Annotated in this window: 21 protein-coding genes; 10 read left to right on the top strand and 11 right to left on the bottom strand. The window is 32.6% G+C overall.

Features of this window, described 5'->3' with window-relative positions:
- Positions 1–4 precede the first annotated feature (4 nt).
- From GSY47_RS18465 to GSY47_RS18450, 4 genes are read left to right on the top strand one after another with little or no spacing between them, the layout of a single operon-like run.
- Positions 5–220, top strand: a complete 216-nt coding sequence (locus tag GSY47_RS18465) for a DUF350 domain-containing protein (protein WP_109191434.1) — start codon at positions 5–7, stop codon at positions 218–220.
- Positions 213–1,733 carry a polyamine aminopropyltransferase gene (locus GSY47_RS18460; protein ID WP_179003892.1) on the top strand — a complete coding sequence of 507 codons (1,521 nt, stop codon included), beginning with the start codon at positions 213–215 and terminating at the stop codon, positions 1,731–1,733. The genes GSY47_RS18465 and GSY47_RS18460 overlap by 8 nt, the downstream gene beginning before the upstream one ends.
- The gene (locus tag GSY47_RS18455; RefSeq protein WP_219071501.1) at positions 1,708–3,336 is read left to right on the top strand and encodes an NAD(P)/FAD-dependent oxidoreductase; all 1,629 of its coding nucleotides are present in this window, start codon (positions 1,708–1,710) and stop codon (positions 3,334–3,336) included. The genes GSY47_RS18460 and GSY47_RS18455 overlap by 26 nt, the downstream gene beginning before the upstream one ends.
- The gene (locus GSY47_RS18450) at positions 3,314–4,333 is read left to right on the top strand and encodes a hypothetical protein (RefSeq protein ID WP_219071500.1); all 1,020 of its coding nucleotides are present in this window, start codon (positions 3,314–3,316) and stop codon (positions 4,331–4,333) included. The genes GSY47_RS18455 and GSY47_RS18450 overlap by 23 nt, the downstream gene beginning before the upstream one ends.
- 155 nt (positions 4,334–4,488) lie before the next feature.
- On the opposite strand, the gene GSY47_RS18445 is transcribed toward GSY47_RS18450, so the two are convergent.
- From GSY47_RS18445 to GSY47_RS18435, 3 genes are all read right to left on the bottom strand, one after another.
- On the bottom strand, positions 4,489–5,244 hold the full coding sequence (locus tag GSY47_RS18445; RefSeq protein ID WP_179003895.1) for an SGNH/GDSL hydrolase family protein: 756 nt from the start codon (positions 5,242–5,244) through the stop codon (positions 4,489–4,491).
- 66 nt (positions 5,245–5,310) lie between these two features.
- Positions 5,311–6,093 carry a DUF3050 domain-containing protein gene (locus GSY47_RS18440; RefSeq protein ID WP_179003896.1) on the bottom strand — a complete coding sequence of 261 codons (783 nt, stop codon included), beginning with the start codon at positions 6,091–6,093 and terminating at the stop codon, positions 5,311–5,313.
- A gap of 91 nt (positions 6,094–6,184) precedes the next feature.
- The gene (locus GSY47_RS18435; RefSeq protein ID WP_091490603.1) at positions 6,185–7,363 is read right to left on the bottom strand and encodes an acyl-CoA dehydrogenase family protein; all 1,179 of its coding nucleotides are present in this window, start codon (positions 7,361–7,363) and stop codon (positions 6,185–6,187) included.
- 1,567 nt (positions 7,364–8,930) lie between these two features.
- Here GSY47_RS18435 and GSY47_RS26455 point away from each other — a divergent pair.
- On the top strand, positions 8,931–9,287 hold the full coding sequence (locus tag GSY47_RS26455) for a helix-turn-helix domain-containing protein (protein WP_379786692.1): 357 nt from the start codon (positions 8,931–8,933) through the stop codon (positions 9,285–9,287).
- 11 nt (positions 9,288–9,298) lie between these two features.
- Here the strand turns inward: GSY47_RS26455 and GSY47_RS18425 are convergent, their stop codons facing one another.
- The 6 genes from GSY47_RS18425 to GSY47_RS18400 are packed head-to-tail and all read right to left on the bottom strand — an operon-like array spanning position 9,299 to position 10,434.
- Positions 9,299–9,445 carry an rSAM-modified peptide gene (locus GSY47_RS18425; RefSeq protein ID WP_179003898.1) on the bottom strand — a complete coding sequence of 49 codons (147 nt, stop codon included), beginning with the start codon at positions 9,443–9,445 and terminating at the stop codon, positions 9,299–9,301.
- Positions 9,446–9,497: 52 nt separating this feature from the next.
- Positions 9,498–9,644: an rSAM-modified peptide gene (locus tag GSY47_RS18420; RefSeq protein WP_179003899.1), complete on the bottom strand. Its 147-nt coding sequence runs from the start codon at positions 9,642–9,644 to the stop codon at positions 9,498–9,500.
- A gap of 50 nt (positions 9,645–9,694) precedes the next feature.
- Positions 9,695–9,838, bottom strand: coding sequence for an rSAM-modified peptide (locus GSY47_RS18415; RefSeq protein WP_179003900.1), 144 nt, complete (start codon positions 9,836–9,838; stop codon positions 9,695–9,697).
- A 51-nt stretch (positions 9,839–9,889) separates the two neighbouring features.
- Complete coding sequence (locus GSY47_RS18410) at positions 9,890–10,036, bottom strand: rSAM-modified peptide (protein ID WP_179003901.1); 147 nt, start codon at positions 10,034–10,036, stop codon at positions 9,890–9,892.
- 51 nt (positions 10,037–10,087) lie between these two features.
- On the bottom strand, positions 10,088–10,234 hold the full coding sequence (locus tag GSY47_RS18405; RefSeq protein ID WP_179003902.1) for an rSAM-modified peptide: 147 nt from the start codon (positions 10,232–10,234) through the stop codon (positions 10,088–10,090).
- A gap of 53 nt (positions 10,235–10,287) precedes the next feature.
- Positions 10,288–10,434 carry a hypothetical protein gene (locus GSY47_RS18400; protein ID WP_179003903.1) on the bottom strand — a complete coding sequence of 49 codons (147 nt, stop codon included), beginning with the start codon at positions 10,432–10,434 and terminating at the stop codon, positions 10,288–10,290.
- Between the two features lie 588 nt (positions 10,435–11,022).
- Between GSY47_RS18400 and GSY47_RS18395 the strand changes: the two genes are divergently transcribed.
- The 5 genes from GSY47_RS18395 (at position 11,023) to GSY47_RS18380 (ending at position 17,062) form a co-directional block, all read left to right on the top strand.
- The gene (locus GSY47_RS18395) at positions 11,023–12,579 is read left to right on the top strand and encodes a vitamin K epoxide reductase family protein (protein ID WP_219071502.1); all 1,557 of its coding nucleotides are present in this window, start codon (positions 11,023–11,025) and stop codon (positions 12,577–12,579) included.
- Positions 12,580–12,612: 33 nt separating this feature from the next.
- On the top strand, positions 12,613–12,795 hold the full coding sequence (locus GSY47_RS18390) for a hypothetical protein (RefSeq protein WP_091490610.1): 183 nt from the start codon (positions 12,613–12,615) through the stop codon (positions 12,793–12,795).
- A 72-nt stretch (positions 12,796–12,867) separates the two neighbouring features.
- A complete protein-coding gene (locus GSY47_RS26320; protein ID WP_256871097.1) occupies positions 12,868–12,999 on the top strand; it encodes a hypothetical protein in 132 nt (43 codons plus the stop codon).
- A 575-nt stretch (positions 13,000–13,574) separates the two neighbouring features.
- Positions 13,575–15,767: a peptidase domain-containing ABC transporter gene (locus tag GSY47_RS18385; RefSeq protein WP_179003904.1), complete on the top strand. Its 2,193-nt coding sequence runs from the start codon at positions 13,575–13,577 to the stop codon at positions 15,765–15,767.
- A 2-nt stretch (positions 15,768–15,769) separates the two neighbouring features.
- On the top strand, positions 15,770–17,062 hold the full coding sequence (locus GSY47_RS18380) for an HlyD family secretion protein (protein ID WP_179003905.1): 1,293 nt from the start codon (positions 15,770–15,772) through the stop codon (positions 17,060–17,062).
- Here the strand turns inward: GSY47_RS18380 and GSY47_RS18375 are convergent.
- Both GSY47_RS18375 and GSY47_RS18370 read right to left on the bottom strand, forming a co-directional pair.
- Positions 17,059–17,766 carry a tRNA1(Val) (adenine(37)-N6)-methyltransferase gene (locus GSY47_RS18375; protein WP_179003906.1) on the bottom strand — a complete coding sequence of 236 codons (708 nt, stop codon included), beginning with the start codon at positions 17,764–17,766 and terminating at the stop codon, positions 17,059–17,061. The genes GSY47_RS18380 and GSY47_RS18375 overlap by 4 nt on opposite strands.
- A gap of 122 nt (positions 17,767–17,888) precedes the next feature.
- Complete coding sequence (locus GSY47_RS18370) at positions 17,889–18,245, bottom strand: four helix bundle protein (protein WP_246611353.1); 357 nt, start codon at positions 18,243–18,245, stop codon at positions 17,889–17,891.
- Positions 18,246–18,377 lie beyond the last annotated feature (132 nt).

Raw genomic sequence — 18,377 nt, 5'->3', positions numbered from 1 at the left:
AATTATGGAATTAATTCACGCTCAGCCAATAGTAAATTCTATTATCTATTCTATTTTAGGAATTGCCATTTTGTTAGTAGGCTATTTTATTATCGAAAAACTGACTCCAGAAAATACCTGGAAAGAAGTTACAGAAAAAAGTAATGTTGCTGTTGCAATTGTTTTGGCAGCGTTTATCATTGGAATTTCCATGATTATTAGTGCAGCAATTCATGGGTAAAAAGTTTCTTAGGTTTGAATTTCTTTTACTTTTCGCTGTATTTATAATTGCCACTTGCGGTCTTATTTATGAATTGGTTGCGGGAACTTTGGCGAGTTATTTATTAGGCGATTCGGTAAAACAGTTTTCATTTATTATTGGCGTGTACCTGTTTTCGATGGGTATAGGCTCTTTTTTCTCGAAGTTTTTCAATAAGAATCTGCTCAATACTTTTGTAGAAATCGAAATTCTGGTTGGACTTATCGGCGGTTTAAGTTCGGTGGTTTTGTTTCTGCTTTTTGAAAGTGTAGGTTCTTTTCAATTCATTCTATATTTATTTGTTTTCGTAACCGGTTTTTTGGTCGGATTAGAGATTCCGCTTTTAATGAATATTCTAAAAGACAGAGTCGAGTTTAAAGACTTGGTTTCGAATGTTTTTACGTTTGATTATATCGGAGCACTTTTGGCATCGATCTTATTTCCGTTGGTTTTAGTGCCAAAATTAGGCATTATGGGAACTTCTCTTTTCTTCGGAATGATCAATGTCAGTATTGCTATTGCATTATGTTTTTTATTGAAAAGAGAATTAAAAAAACCTTCTTTATTAAGAGCAAAAGCCATTTTTTCTTTTGTGCTATTACTGGTCTTTTTTATTTTTTCGAATGATATTCTCGCGTATTCAGAAGGGAAATTGTACGGAGAAAATATCATTTATACCAATTCAACTCCGTATCAGCGTATTGTTTTAACGCACAATAAAAGCGATTACAGACTTTATTTGAATAACAACTTACAATTTAGTTCTGCCGACGAATATCGTTACCACGAGGCTTTAGTTCATCCTGCAATGTCGATGGCAAAAAGTGTCGAAAATGTTTTGGTTTTAGGCGGCGGAGACGGGCTTGCCGTTCGTGAAATCCTGAAATATAAAGACGTTAAGAAAGTAACTTTGGTCGATTTGGACGAAGGAATGACCAAATTGTTCAAAACCAATTCGGTATTGACGAATTTCAATCAGAACTCGTTGAATAATCCTAAAGTTACCGTAATTAATACCGACGCTTATATTTGGGCGAAAAACAACAAAGAAAAATACGATGTAGCGATAATCGATTTTCCAGATCCTTCTAATTATAGTTTGGGGAAATTGTATTCGCTTAATTTTTATCAAACCATTAAAACCATTTTAAAACCTAACGCAGCCGTTGTAATACAAACTACATCGCCTTATTTTGCACCGAAATCTTTTTGGTGTATCAATAAAACAGTCATGCAGGTTTTTCCTCAGGTTGATGCGTATCATGTGTATGTTCCGTCGTTTGGAGAATGGGGTTATACGATTGCTATAAATGGTTTTCGAACGACTTTTAATACCGTAAACCGAAAAGCTGACGGATTGAAATTTTACAATTACCAATTCGACCGATTCAATTATTTTACCAACGATATGATTTCAAACCAAATCGAAATCAATCGTTTAGATAACCAGATTTTAGTACGCTATTTTGATGAAGAGTGGGGAAAACTGCAATAAATCCAGAAGGAGTTTTATAAAAATAGTAGGAACTGCTTTAATTGCGGTTCCGTTTCTGCAGTTTTGTTCCGATAAAATTGCGGTTTTGATGATTCGTTTATTAGGTACTAAACATTTGCTTGGACATCGTTTATGGATTAAAGATTTTCCTAAACCGACTAAGCAAATCCAGATTCCGTATTTAATCGTTGGCGGTGGAATTTCGGGTTTAAGCGCCGCGCGACAATTTCATAAAAAAGGAATTTCAGATTTTCTTATCGTAGAACTAGAAAATCATTTGGGAGGAAATTCTTCCAACGGAGAAAACAAATACTCTAAATATCCTTTAGGAGCACATTATCTTCCTTTACCTAATTTTCAGGATAAAGAATTGCTTCAATTTCTGGAAGAAGAAAAAATCATTTTAAAGTATGATGAAAAAGGTTTTCCTGTTTTTGATGAATTACAGCTGACTTTTGCACCAGACGAACGTTTGTTTTACAAAAACAATTGGCAGGAAGGTGTAGTGCCAAAAGAAGGAAATTTGATTTCTGACGATTTGGAATTTGAGAAATTCTTCAAAAAAATGGATGTTTTTAGAACTGCCAAAGGCGAAGATCAGAAGTATTTGTTTGATATTCCGCTTCATCTTTCTTCTAAAGACGAAAAGACAAGAGCTTTAGATAAAATAACTATGAAACAATGGTTTACAGACAATCATTTTACTTCTGAACCTTTATATAATTATATCGATTATTGCTGTAAAGACGATTTTGGTTTAGGAATTGAATACGTTTCGGCTTGGGCAGGAATTCATTATTTTGCTGGAAGAAAACAGGATTCTACACCCGAAAAACACGACAGCGTTTTAACTTGGCCGGAAGGGAATTCGTGTTTAGCCAATCATTTGAAAAAATATACGAAAGATAAATCGCTGAAAAATCATTTGGTTTATGAAGTTAAAGTCGAGAACAATAAAGTAATTGCAAAAGCTTTTGATGACGTAAACAAAACATCCGTTGAAATTATTGCCAATAAAGTGATAATGGCTTCTCCGCAATTTGTAAATCAGTATCTGATTAATGATAGAAAGGCGTTTACCAAAGATTTTCATTATACGCCCTGGCTTTTGGCAACTTTAGTTGTAAATGATTTGTTTGACAATTTTAGTTTTCCGCTTTCGTGGGATAATGTAATTTATGATGCAAAAGGTTTGGGATATGTTTACGATCAGCATCAGACCGTGAATCAGGTTCAGGATAAAAAAGTCATTACGTACTATTATAGTTTTTCGTCTGCCGATTTGAAGAAAACAAGAAAAGAGCTTTATAAAAAAGACAAAGAATATTGGAAACAGTTTGTGCTGAACGATTTAAAAGTGGCGCATCCGGATATTGAAGAATATACAGAAGATGTCGAAGTTTTTCTTTTAGGACACGGAATGATTTCGCCTGCGCCAGGTTTTATTTTTGGTGAAGCGAAGAAACAAGCCAAACAAAATATTCAAAATAAGATTTATTTCGCTCATAGCGATTTATCAGGAATTTCGATTTTTGAAGAAGCTTTTCATCAGGGAATTAATGTTGTAAATGAAATTGTAGATGGAACAACCGTGGATTCATAAAGCCAAAACCGATTTAACTTTTATCATTGGACCGTCATTTTTTGTATTGGCGATCATCTTTTTGTTTCAGGATTATATTACTCAGATTGAAGAGCATTATTCTTTTTACACTTGGTTGTTTTTAATTGTTTTTATTGATGTCGCCCATGTTTACGCGACATTATTCAAAACTTATTTTGTCGCTGATGAATTTCAGAAACAGAAAAGAAGATTGGTTCTGTTGCCTATTATTTGTTTGGTAACCGGAATTATACTGTTCTCTTTTGGAAGTTTAGTTTTTTGGTCGTTTCTGGCTTATGTGGCTGTTTTTCATTTTATCAGACAGCAATACGGCTTTATGCGATTGTATGCCAGAAAAGAAGTGAAAACAAAAATCTCGGTTTGGATTGATAATCTCGCCATTTATGCTTCAACTGGATATCCCATGTTATATTGGTTTTTTTCGTCCAAGCGAAAGTTCAACTGGTTTGTGGAAAATGAATTTTTCAGGTTTGAAAACCAAAGAATTCTCGAAATCCTGTTTTGGGTTTATATCGGAATTTTGGTTTTGTATGTAGTTTATACGGCTGTGAAATCGATTCAAAATCGATTTTTTAATATTCCGAAAAACAGCATTATTCTGGGAACGGCTTTGTCTTGGTATTTCGGAATTGTATATTTTAATGACGATTTGGTTTTTACTTTATTGAATGTCGTTTCGCATGGAATTCCATATATGGCTTTGGTTTATTTTAGGGAAATTGATGGGAAATCAGTCTCTGAATTAGGGCGTTTGTCTTTTTTAAAACAATACAAAGGCATTTTAATTTATATTGGAATTCTTCTTTTAATTGCCTTTTCGGAAGAATTTCTATGGGAGTTTTTTGTCTGGAATGAAAACATAATGATTAGCAGTTTTGATTTTTCTAGCTGGCAGATTTTGTTAGTTCCTTTGTTGAGCGTTCCGCAGTTTACGCATTATTTGTTGGATGGGTTTATTTGGAAGTCTAAAAAGTAAATCTCTTTGGTTCTTTTGAAAAATTAAAGATCTAATCTAGCCCCGATAGAAGCGGTATCCTTTTATGGCGGGGTTCGCCATAAAAGATATAGCGAATAGCGGGACTAAACGTGATTTTGAAAACGAGTTTTTCTGCTTCTAAAAAATATAAAAACTTAATTTTGCAAAGCGATTTTGATCTTTGACATCATTCGGTCTACAAACATTTTATAAGCGGTTTCGGAAGGATGTAAGCCATCTGAGGCTACAAGGTTTGGATTGCTAAGTCCTAAACGGGTAATATCTGTAATCGAAACAAATGCGACTTGATTGTCATTGCAATAGTTTTCTGCAAAGGTGTTGTATTTGTCTATTTCTGCAGAAATTATAGCGCTTTGATCTCCTGAAAGTGCTTTCCCATAAGGCGTGTAAGCGTAATCTGGAATAGAAATTACGACAACATTTTTTCGATCGCCTTTTGCTAGTATAATCGCTTTGTTGACCAATTCTGGAAATTCTTTTTCGTAAACCGAAAAGTTTTTGTGCTGGTATTGATTGTTAACGCCAATTAAAAGTGTTACCAAATCATAATTGGATTCTGGCTTTTGAGATTCGATTGCCGAAAGTAAATTGGATGTTGTCCAGCCTGTTGTAGCAATTATTTTAAGCGAAATGGTACTCGAATACATGGTATTTAAACTCGCTTTTAGCTGTTCTGGAAAACGGCAGGTTGTGCAAACACTTTGACCAATTGTATAACTGTCGCCTAAAGCTAAATAATTTATAGTACTCGGAATAGGAGGATTTGTTGTTACGGGCGGATTTACAACGGGAGGAGTAGTTGTAGTAGGAGTTGAATTTTCATCTGAATTACAGCTCAAAAGAAATCCTGAAAGTATAACAATAACTATTTGTTTAAAATCTAGTTTCATAATTTGTTTAAATTTTGAGGTCGTTTTAAACAAATAGTTACGTTAAATAAGTTATTTTGGATTTTATTAAACCATTTCGGTTTTCATCACGATATCTTCCTCGATGGCATTCCAAAGTCCGATGCGTTTTTCTAAGGCAAGAATAGAAACCTCTTCGACTTCTTTCCATTTTTGTACATCGTCTTCACATAATTCTGTAATCATTGTCATTGCCATTGGACCATGTTCATCAGCATCTAGTTCGATATGTCTTTCAAAATAATACAAAAGTTTTGTCAAATCGGTTTCTGGAAGGTTCTTTTGAAAGTTTTTCAGAATTTCTGTAAACATGCTTGGAATCAAATCTTCTCTTCCGAATGTAAAAGCAGCAGCAATTTCGTGTGGTTTTCCTTCTTCGATTACTCTGAAAGTAAAATCCAAGAAAGCTTTCACATTTGGATGCATTGGGCTTTGTTTGATGGCAACAAATATATTTTGAAGCGAATGTACTTCTGATAAGAAAGTTAAAATTCCTGTTGTATCAGCACCGCAGGCTTCCATAGCTTCCAAATACATTTCGTAGTGGCTTTGTCTTCTTCCGTCTAGCGTTAAATCGGTTTCTTCTGCCAAAACAATTTCATTGATTAAATATCTCGTTTCTGGATTTTTTGTAGCAAACCAAGGCGTTGTTGTACAAGTAAGTTTGGCTTGTAAGGCTTTTAAAAGTGACATAAAATCCCAAACAGCAAAAACGTGCGTTTCTAAAAAGCTGTGTAAGTCGTCTATGTTTTGAATCTTATTGTATAAAGAATGTTTTAATAGTTGATCTTTTTGAGGTTGAATGCTTTTGTTTATCGTTTCGATATTCATTTTTGGAAAAATTTTGGTGCAAAGATAAAAAGCTTCTCCGTTAAGAAGAAGCTTTTTGTATTGATTTTATGTATATTTTAATAGTTACTGTTTATTTAAATGCTGGAATTCCAGTCACATCCATTCCAGTTATCAATAAATGGATGTCGTGAGTTCCTTCGTAAGTAATCACACTTTCGAGGTTCATCATGTGGCGCATAATAGAGTATTCGCCAGTAATTCCCATACCTCCAAGCATTTGTCTGGCTTCACGCGCTATGTTGATTGCCATATTTACATTGTTACGTTTTGCCATCGAGATTTGTGCAGTAGTTGCTTTTCCTTCGTTTCTTAAAACACCTAAACGCCAGGTTAATAATTGTGCTTTCGTGATTTCGGTAATCATTTCTGCCAGTTTTTTCTGTTGTAATTGTGTTCCTCCAATTGCTTTTCCAAACTGAATTCTCTCTTTAGAGTAACGTAAAGCAGTATCGTAACAATCCATTGCAGCGCCAATTGCTCCCCAAGCAATTCCGTAACGAGCAGAATCTAAACAGCCAAGCGGAGCGCCAAGCCCCGATTTATTAGGTAAAAGATTTTCTTTTGGAACTTTTACATTATCAAAAATCAATTCTCCGGTTGCAGAGGCACGAAGCGACCATTTATTATGGGTTTCTGGAGTTGTAAAGCCTTCCATACCTCGTTCCACAATTAAACCATGAATTCGGCCTTCTTCATTTTTAGCCCATACAATGGCAATGTCGGCAAACGGAGCGTTGGAAATCCACATTTTAGCACCGTTTAAAAGATAGTGATCTCCCATATCTTTAAAATTAGTAATCATGCTTCCTGGATCAGAACCATGATCCGGCTCTGTTAAACCAAAACAGCCAATATATTCTCCTGTAGCAAGTTTTGGCAGGTATTTCATTCTTTGTTCTTCGTTTCCATATTTCCAAATGGGATACATTACTAACGAAGATTGAACAGATGAGGTTGATCTTACACCAGAATCGCCTCTTTCGATTTCCTGCATAATTAAGCCATAAGAGATTTGGTCTAATCCAGCACCACCATATTCGACAGGAATATAAGGTCCAAAACCACCAATTTCTCCAAGACCTTTAATTAATTGTTTAGGGAATTCTGCTTTTTGAGCATATTCTTCTATAATAGGAGAAACTTCTTTTTTAACCCATGCACGAGCAGATTCGCGAACCAATTTATGTTCGTCAGAAAGTAAATCGTCTAAGTTGTAGTAATCTGGAGATTGAAATAGGTCTGGTTTCATGTTTTTTAATTTTTAACAAAACAAATTTACGTAATAAAAATATAACAAATAGTTCTTGTTTTGTTATATTTTTTAAAGGTAAAAATAAAATTAATAGGAATTTGGCAAATTAATTGTAGTTTATTGATAATTTATAGACTATTTTTGAATACCAAAAATTTAATAAATGAGGCTGATCATCTCTTTTCTATTTTTATTCCTACTTAATACTAGTATGGCTCAACCTACAAAAGAGTTTACTGAACAAGAGTATTTACAGTTACAGGATAAAATACGTTTCAGTATGAACGGTAATTTTGATGAAGGACTAAAGTACGCAGCCGAACTTCAGAAATCTAGCAAGAATGAACATTTAGCCTTTGCTTATGGCGCAGGATCCTATTTGTATCAGTTAAAGAACAACCGCGTTAAATGTGATGAATGGTATAACAAAGCATTAGAATACTATAAAAAAATTCCCGAATCTGTTGAAAAAATAAACATTAGAGCCTATCTCTATAATTACAGAGGGTTAACCGAGTGGAAAAGAAAAAATTTTGGTGAAGCCTTAAGTAATTATCAGGAAGGAATTAAGCTTTCGATAAAAACATCAGATGTTATACAAACTGTAAAATTTAAAAGCAATATGGCTTTGGTGAATTCTGAAGTTGGGAATTACGCACTTGCTGCCAAAAATTTAAGACAGAACAGTGATTTTCTAGATAAAAATGAGGGACTTTACGAAAAAGATCAATTTCAAAATAGTAAAAGTAATATTTATACCAATTTAGGAAATGTCTACGAAAGCTATTTTATGAAGAATAGGAATAAATTATTTTTGCTTGACTCCGCCGAATATTTTTATAAAAAAGCAGTCAATTTTTCGCAGAACTATATAGATAATAAAATGACGGCCACTCTAAGTCTAGGAAATATCTATCTGGTAAAAAAAGATGTTAAAAACGCTGAAAAAGCCTATTTTGATATAGCAATGTATGCTAAGCAAAATAATGACCAAGTGTATTACAAGATTGCAAATTACAATCTGGGAGAACTCTATTATACCCAGAAAAAGTATGACAAAGCTTTGGTCTTTTTGAAAAAAAATGACTCGATTGCTCTCAAAGAGAAGAAAATCGATAAAAGTTATTTTCAATCCAATTATATACAGGCTAAAATTTATAATATAAAAAATGAGCCAGAATTGGCTTTTAAGCATTCTAAATTATATTTAGATGCCTACGAAAAATATGAAGGAGAATTGAGAGAAGAAGCCTTAGACGTTAATTATAAACTAGGTACTGCTAATCTTAGTGAAGAGATGGTAAGTATTCAGGAGAAATATAAATATGAAGTCTTATGGAATAAAGCACTTAAAGTTTTCTATGTTATTTTGGTGGTAGCAATTGTCTTTTTTTTAATTAAAAACATTCGGGATAAAAATAAAGCACAGAAAAAAATGAATGCTTTAATTGAAGAATTTAAAGCTAATTTAGAGAAGAAAGAAATTGAGAAAACAATTGAAAAACCTGTAGTTTTAGAAGTTCCTGAATTAGAAGAGTCTCTGCTCAAAAAGGAAAATGCAAATTTGAGTATTGATGAGGCCAAAGAAAATAAAATTGTAGAAAAACTTTTGGCTCTGGAAGAAAAATTAGAATATTTAAATGCTGATTTTACGCTATCTTATGCCGCGAAAAAGATCAAAACAAATACTACTTATCTATCTTATGTGGTGAATAAAAGATTTGGTAAATCTTTCGGAGAGTATTCTAACGAACTAAAGATTAATTATGTTATTAATCAAATGATTACCAATCATTTATATCGTAAATATTCTACTCAGGCAATTGCCGAAAGTGTTGGTTTTAAGAATGCTGTTTCTTTTGCAAAATCATTTCGCAAAAGAACTGGAGTATCTCCAGCTCAATTTGCGAACAATATTTAGAGCTGAATTTTTTAACCATTTCCGTTTCCTCCTCCATTATTAAGCGGGTTTGGTTGTTCTGGCGGAGTTATTGTATCACCGCCTTTTACCGTTCTCTGGGATTCTCTGCTTATTTTTTCTATTTGGAAATCTGTGATTTTCAGTGAATTATTTTTCATAATTTTTTCTTTTTTGGATTACTTTATTAATTTTTATGATTTAAGATGATAACTAACCGTTTCCGTTTCCTCCTCCATTATTAAGCGGGTTTGGTTCTTCCGGCGGGGTTGTTGTATCACCGCCTTTTACCGTTCTCTGGGATTCTCTGCTTATTTTTTCAAATTGAAAGTCTGCTATTTTCAGTGAATTATTTTTCATATTTTTTTCTTTTTTGGATTATTTTAATTGATCTTCATTATTTAGGATGATTAACCGTTTCCGTTTCCACCACGGTTATTAAGCGGGTTTGGTTCTTCCGGTGTTGTTGTATCGCCTCCTTTTACAGTTCTTTGTGCTTCTCTGCTTATTTTTTCAAATTGAAAGTCTGCTATCTTCAGTGAATTATTTTTCATGTGTCTTTTTTTTTGGATTACTTTATTAATTTTTATGATTTAAGAGCGTAATTAACCGTTTCCGTTTCCACCACGGTTATTAAGCGGATTTGGTTCTTCCGGCGGTGTTGTTGTTACGCCTCCTTTTACCGTTCTTTGTGCTTCTCTGCTTATTTTTTCAAATTGAAAGTCTGCTATTTTTAGTGAATTATTTTTCATGTGTCTTTTTTTTTGGATTGCTTTATTAATTTTTATGATTTAAGATGGTAATTAACCATTTCCGTTTCCTCCTCCATTATTAAGCGGATTTGGTTCTTCCAAAGGCGTTGTTGTTACGCCACCTTTTACTGTTTTTTGCGCTTCTTGGCTTATTTTTTCAAATTGAAAGTCTGCTATTTTTAGTGTATTTTTTTTCATGTGTCTTTTTTTTAGAAATTACGTTTATTGCTTTTTATGATTTTAAATGGTCATTAACCATTTCCGTTTCCACCACGGTTATTAAGCGGGTTTGGTTCTTCTGAAGGAGTTGTTGTTACGCCACCTTTTACTATTTTTTGTGCTTCTCTGCTTATTTTTTCTACTTCGAAATCGCTTAATGTGAATGTTCTATTTTTCATCTTTATTTATTTTTAAGTTCAGTTTTTTTGTACTATTAATCTTTCATAAATATTTTTAGGCAATTGAGTCAAATGCGCTAAAATTGTGCGTCAAATTTTGGTTTATGTTTTGAAATTCTGGGTTTATTTTTGGATTAAAAAGCAGAAAAAATTAATCTCTTATTGTAAGTTTAAGCTTTCAAAATAATGATCTGCTTTTTATGTTTTTTGGGAGAATTTTTGTTTCAATTCAGACATTTTTTTGACTATTTTTTTGTCATTTTCTGTCCTCATTTTTATGATCTTTTTACTTTAAAATCATTTAATTTTTAAGGCCGTTTTTTCATGTTTTTTGATGTTTGGATTATTGCTTTTCCAAAACTAGATAAAAAGCATAGCCGTTAATCGAAAATAGGCTTTTAGAAGTTTTAAATAAAAAAACACAACCATAACTATTTGTTTTACAGGTGTTTATTGTGTTTAGTATACTTGGTATAATTTATAAATTGTATGTGGTATAATTAATAAAATGTATACATGCATGCGATTTTTATCAATAAAAACCCCAATCTTTGCAGTGTAATTATGATTTTAAATCGATAAAAAGTGATGTTAAAACTGGTCCAAAAATTTTTACAAATCAACAAGTACTCAGACATAAAAAATGAGTTCAAGGATCTGTTTTTATCTCATCCAAATTATCCAAGTTTATTTGCTATTACAGATTCGTTTGATTTGCTTTCTGTAGAGAATGCGGCAGTGAGAGTTTCAAAAGAGCAAATTGTGGATCTGCCATCTAATTTTTTGGCTTATTTTAAAGAGGAATTAATCCTGGTTGAAAAGATTAAAAATGGTGTTCGAATTACAACATTGAAAAAAGGAAGCCAAAAATTATCGTATGATAAATTTCTTTTAGATTGGAATGGAGTAATTGTTGCAATTGAACCAAATAATGTTGTTGCAAGAGAGAACCTAAAAGTAGAATATAATTGGTTGAAATATTTTCTTCCATTAGTGCTTCTCGCAGGACTATCTTTTTTTTATAACGGATTTAATTTGTTTAGCACTATTTTCTTAGGGACCTCAATATTAGGTCTAATTGTAAGCATATTTATTGTACAGCAAAAATGGGGTGTTAAAAACACTGTAATTTCAAAATTTTGTAATCTAAGTTCTAACTCTTCTTGTCACTCTGTTATAAGTTTTAATGACGACATTGCAAATAGATGGTTAAGTTTTTCAGATTTACCATTGCTTTTCTTTAGTTCAAGCATTATTGCAATTTTGGTTCAGCCTTTAAGCTCAGCAATATTTGTTGGATTTTTAAGCTTGTTAGCAATTCCAGTAGTGGTTTGTTCTATTTGGATTCAGAAGTTTGAAATTCAAAAATGGTGTGTAATGTGTTTAGCAGTATCATTATTAATTGTAGTGCAAAGCGTTATATGGTTTTCATCAGATCTTTTTACGTTGAGTTTTAGTTTTAAAGATGTTTTTCCATACACTTTCTCTTTATTACTGTTAATTCCTATTTGGGCGGCTGTAAAGGTGATGATTAAAAAACTGCTTGATAATGAAAACTCACTGAAAGAACTTAAAAAGTTTAAAAGAAATTATTCCCTATTAAACTTCTTGTCTAAAAAAGTAAAATATACAAAAGGATTTGAAGACTTAAGAGGTCTAAATTTTGGTAATAGAAATGCAGCTGTAAAACTTTCTATTATAATTAGTCCTAGTTGTGGACATTGTTATAAAACATTTCAGGAGGCTTTTGAGCTAGTAATGAAATATCCAGATAGAATTTTTTTAAACGTTCTTTTTAATATTAATCCAGAGAATAATGATAATCCATATAAAGCAATTGTTGAAAGGCTATTAACGATTAATAGAACAACTCCTGGGAAAACTGTTGAGGCAATTTCTGATTGGTATATTAAAAGAATGGCCTATAAAAAATGGCTCAAAAAATGGCATGTTGATTCAGTTAGTATGATGATCAGTCAGGAAATTCAAAAACAATATGACTGGTGCTCGATGAATAACTTTAACTATACACCAGTTAAAATTGTAAATGAGAGATTATTTCCAAATGAATATGAACTGAACGAATTGAAATATTTCTTGAATGATTTTATTGATGAAGTTCAAGTGTTAGAAAGAACAGCATAAAGAAAAAAATAGTAACCCCAAATACCTGCAGTTATGTTAAAAAATATCTTGAAATTAAAAGGTGCAGTAGAATTGACTGCTAACGAGCAAAAAACAATAAATGGAGGTAATGCTCCTATTTGTGAGGAAGGATTTAAAGCTAAGAGATGTACAGAATTTGGAACAGTTCCAGCTTATTGGAGTTGTGTGCCAAACAATTATGTCGGAAGCTGTTAAGACTGAAGATTTAATGCCTCAGATATTTTCCCAAATTTTTGAGGCTTGCCCAAAAAACGTAAATAACCAATTATGTTAGAAAAGATTTTAAAAAGTAAAGAAACTAAAAAGCTTACAAAAAAAGAGCAGAAAAACATTTTAGGAGGCGAAAGCACTGAGCCTAATTGTTACAATGCTGTTGCTGAAAAAAACTATGCTTGCTAATTTTAATATTTCTATAGTAACAGAGTTTTAAAATGCTCTGTTACTATTAAAAATTGTGTCATTAATATGTTGAATAAAATTTTAAATCTCAATGGTGCTCAAATTATATCGAGAAATGAGCTGAAAACTATGAGAGGAGGAATTCCAGAGTGCTGGATTCATGCTATTGAAGCAGGATGCATATTAATACCATCAGGCGAAAAGTGTCCAATAAATACACTCTCAGGTATTTGTGATACAAGTCGTCTTTGTTGTTGATTTTTAACTTTTTTAAAAGTAATACGATATAGCCTTATTTAGAATTTAGTCATGTTTTTTTTGAATGTATAGGCGCTCGATCGTGGAACATTGAGCATTTTCTCAGTATTGATGATTGGTACTGAGATTCTTAGGAGTTGGCCGCTGGGTTTGATTTTATTTGGTTAGGGTAAAACCGCGGCCATGTCCTAAAGAAATTGTGTTGCTGGTAATTTGTTTATAAATACCCAAACAGAGAAGATTTATATCTTCTCTGTTTTTTTATAGATTAACAAGAATTTTTTTTCCTACATTAGTCTTGAATAAATCAAAAGAAATTGAAGAGATTCCCTCATTATAGACAAGCCGATAATAAAGATTGCGGTCCGACATGTTTAAAGATCATAGCTAAATATTACGGCAAAACAATCAATATTCAAGAGTTGAGAGATTTCAGCGAAACAACTCGCGAAGGAAGTAATTTGCTTTTTTTGAGCGATGCTGCCGAAAAAATTGGTTTTAGGACTTTAGGAGTAAAATTATCAGTTCAGAGAATAGAGGAAGCTCCTCTTCCATGTATTCTTCATTGGAATAAAGATCATTATGTTGTCCTTCATAAAATAAAAAAAGACAAATATTATATTTCGGATCCCGCTTTTGGACTTTTAGAATACAATAAAGAAGATTTTGTAAAATTCTGGATTGGTCATAATGCCGATGATACTACAAAAGAAGGTATTGCACTATTAATAGAGGCAACTCCTGTCTTTTTTGAATCAGATTTTGAGAAAGAAGAAAATAAAGGATTAGATTTTAGATTCCTATCCAAATATTTATTTCAATATAAATCCTTTTTAATTCAGCTTGCAATTGGACTTTTGGCGAGCAGTTTACTCAATTTAATTTTTCCCTTTTTAACCCAGAGTATTGTTGATGTCGGAATCCAAAATCAGAACATTAACTTCATCTATTTAATTCTATTTGCAATGTTGTTTATTTTTGCAGGAAGAACAGGTTTAGAATTAATCAGAAGCTGGATTTTACTGCATTTGTCTACGAGGGTTAATATTTCTCTTATTTCAGATTTCTTTATAAAGCTGATGAATCTGCCGATTTCCTTTTTCGATGTTCGAATGACTGGAGACATTATGCAGCGAATAAATGATCATGGCCGTATCGAAAAGATCTTAACTACTTCTTCTTTAAATGTTCTTTTCTCAGTTATCAATATGTTTGTAATGGGAGCAGTTTTAGCTTATTTCAATATACAGATATTTTTGGTATTCTTTGTAGGCAGTGTTTTTTATTTCGGATGGATCACATTGTTTCTAAAAAGAAGAGAAGCTTTAGATTATAAGCGTTTTGCAGAAGTTTCGAAAGAGCAGAGTAAAGTAATGGAACTTATTAACGGCATGCAGGAAATAAAACTTCATAATGCCGAAAAGCAAAAAAGATGGGGCTGGGAATATGTACAAGCAAGACTTTTCAGGGTTTCAATAAAAGGATTGATTCTAGAACAGACACAGACCATTGGTTCTTCTGTAATTAATGAATTAAAAAACATATTTATTATTCTGCTTTCTGCGAAATTGGTGATTGATGGTTCGATAACACTCGGTATGATGTTGGCAATTAGTGCCATCGTAGGAAGTTTAAACGGGCCAATAACACAATTAATAGAATTTGTAAGAGAGTTTCAGGATGCTAAAATTTCGTTGGCGAGATTATCCGAAATCCATCAAAAAGAAGACGAATTGCAACAGGAAGCGCATCAGACAAGTGAAGTGCCTTTTGATGCTGATATTGAGATTAAAAACCTTACTTATCGTTATCTAGGTTCAGATATTCCAGTATTGGATAATCTGAGCTTAATAATTCCAGCCAAAAAGGTAACTGCGATTGTAGGCGTCAGCGGCAGCGGAAAAACAACTCTGATGAAACTGCTTTTGAAGTTCTATGATCCTGAAAAAGGAGAAGTGACTATTGGTAATACACAGTTAAAGAATATTTCACAGAAAGCCTGGAGGTCAAATATTGGAGCGGTAATGCAGGAAGGCTATATTTTTAGTGATACCATCGCCAATAATATTGCTCTCGGCGTTGATCGGATAGATAAAGAACGGTTGCTTTACGCTTCAGATGTTGCTAATATTAAAGAATATATTGGCGGACTTCCTTTAGGATATAATACAAAAATAGGAGGAGACGGAGTTGGAATGAGTACAGGACAAAAACAGCGCCTTTTAATTGCAAGAGCAGTTTACAAAAACCCAGAAATTTTGTTTTTTGATGAGGCTACTTCGGCTTTGGATGCCAATAATGAAAAAGAAATTATGAGAAAACTGGATCTCTTTTTCGAGAATAAAACAGTAGTTGTAATTGCGCATCGACTAAGTACGGTGATGAATGCAGATCAGATTGTAGTTTTGGATAAAGGAAAAATTATTGAGATTGGGAATCATTCTGCTTTAGTAGAGCAAAAAGGCAATTATTTTGAATTAGTTAAAAACCAGCTGCAGTTAGGAAATTAATTATGGTGGAAGAAAAAGATACTTTTGAATTAAGAAGTGAAGAAGTTCAGGACATTCTGACCAAAGTACCACATTGGATGATACGATGGGGAACAGTTCTGATATTTGCTATTATTGTTATGCTGTTCTTTGTGTCATGGTTTGTTAAATACCCTGATGTAGTAAAGGCAGAAATTATTATCACAACTAATATTCCGCCAGAGAAAATTGTTTCAAAATCTTCTGGAAGAATTGAAGTCATTTTGGTTAAAGATAAATCAGAAGTTTTAAAAAACAGTACGCTGGCCATTATCGAAAATACAGCCAATTATAAAGATGTTTTTCTGTTAAAGAAAGTTGTTGATAGTTATGATATTAATTCAGGAAAAGCATTCTCTTTTGAGTTATTGAAAAATAAACAGTTAGGCGAAATCGAAAGTGCTTTTGCCGTTTTCCAGAAAGATTATCAAGCGCAGCAATTAAACGAAAGCCTTCATCCTTTTGATGTGGAAAGCAGGGCTCAGAGCTCAGAGAAAATTCAGTTGAAAGAAAGATTGGATATTCTGCAACAACAGAAAGTGATTAATGAAAGTGAATTGGAACTGCAAAAAAATGAAATAGCCCGTTTTGAAGCCTTATTTAAAAAAGGAATTATTTCGGCTCAGGATATGGAAGTAAAAAAACTGGGTTTTTTGCAGGCGCAGAAGAATTATAGAGGCCTTTTAACGTCAATTTCTCAGTTAAAATCATCTTTGATTGATAATACAAAATCAAGTCAGAATTCTCAGATAAATAGCACTAGAGAAGAAGTTAACTTAGGACGAAGCATGGCACAGTCTTTTTATCAGTTAAAAAAAGTAATAAAAGACTGGGAGTTAGCTTATACCTTAAAATCGTCCGTGAGCGGTGTAGTTACTTTTCTTCAGGTTTGGAATGAAAATCAAACCATTAATGTTGGCGACAATGTTTTTTCTATAATCCCTGATGCTAAAAATGGGTTTGTTGGAAAGGTAAAAGCACCAGCCTTAAATTCTGGAAAAATAAAAGTAGGGCAGAGAGTTAATATTCGTTTGGCAAATTATCCAGACCGCGAATTTGGTGTGCTGAAAGGTGAAATCAAAAATATTTCCCTAGTTCCGGATAAAGATGGGAATTTACTCGTTGATGTTTCGCTTCCTAACGGATTAAAAACTTCTTATGATAAACAGATTGTTTTTCAGCAGGAAATGAAAGGAAGCGCCGAAATTGTAACAGAAGATTTAAGGTTATTACAAAGAATATTATATCAGTTTAAGAGTATATTTGAGCAGGTTTAGAATTTCAAATAAAAATCCTTAGTCAATTCAATATATTCTGGAGTATAAACGTGTCTTTCTATTTCGATAACAAGTTCGTCGATTTCAATTTCAAAAACTTCTTTTCGGCTAAAAGCCAGTAAACTTCGTTTGATTTCTGATTTTGGAGTGCCTTTTACTCGGGTAATTTTTAATGGATATAATTCAGTTTCTTTGGCTAAAGCAATAAATTTTTCTTCTTCTTTAAAAGGAATAATTATGGCAAGAATTCCGTTTTCAGAAAGTAATAAATCAGCAGCTTCAACAATTTCTTCAAAAGGCATTGCATCTTGAAATCTTGCTAGGTCACGCTGTTCATCTTCAGTTTTGTAATCTTCAGCATAAAAAGGCGGATTTGAAACAATCAAATCATATTCGTCTTCAGGTTCTTCAATAAATTCATCTAAACCAGCATGAAAACAAAATAAACGATCTCCCCAAGGAGAAGCTTCAAAATTTTCTACAGCTTGCTCATAAGCGTCTTCATCAATTTCAAGAGCATCAATTTGTTCCGCATAACTTCTCTGTGCCAGCATTAGAGCAATAATTCCAGTTCCGGCGCCAATATCTAAAACACTAAACGGATTATGAAAAACAGGAGCCCAAGCACCAAGTAAAACACCATCTGTGCCCACTTTCATCGCACAACGATCCTGGTTGATAGAGAATTGCTTAAACTGAAACATAAAAATAAAATACCAATTTTTTTAAATACCAAATTCCAATTATTGAGCAGAAATTTCAAAATGAAAATTTCAATTGAAGTGGATAATTTTGTTGAGTTGCAAAAGTAAGATTAAATATTAATTTACAGCTTAGAAGTTTTGGTAATTATGGCAGAAAGAATTTTTCGTAACTCCTCAATTTCAAATAATAAAGATTCAGACAATTCTTTTTGGTCCGGATTTAAATCGTTTAATAATTGAAGCCAAAATTTTGATTCTTTTGCTTCTTTTCGTGCAATTTTAAGACGAAATAACAAATCTTTATCTCCAAGATTTTCATTTGCTTCAATGTAATTTGCTCCAACAGAACCAGAGGAGCGTACTAATTGTTTGCCATCTTCAATATTCGATGTGGTTTTAGGTAGAGTACGAATATAGATTCTACATTCTTTTGCAAACAAAAAGGTTCTTTCTTCTAGATTGTATGGCTTACTCATCATGAGTATAAAATTCCAATTTATTAAACAATAAATATAAACAAAAGAATTAAAAAGAAAGTTTTTTCTTTCAAATTAGTGTCGAAAAAATTGTATTCTTTTGGGAATTTGGAGTTTTAAAAAAGCCCGAATTTA

It is taken from the genome of Flavobacterium quisquiliarum (genome assembly GCF_019308285.1).
GTDB classification, from domain to species: domain Bacteria; phylum Bacteroidota; class Bacteroidia; order Flavobacteriales; family Flavobacteriaceae; genus Flavobacterium; species Flavobacterium quisquiliarum.
The sequence above is the reverse complement of the archived record's forward strand: the minus strand, read 5'-3'. Positions and strand labels throughout refer to the sequence as shown.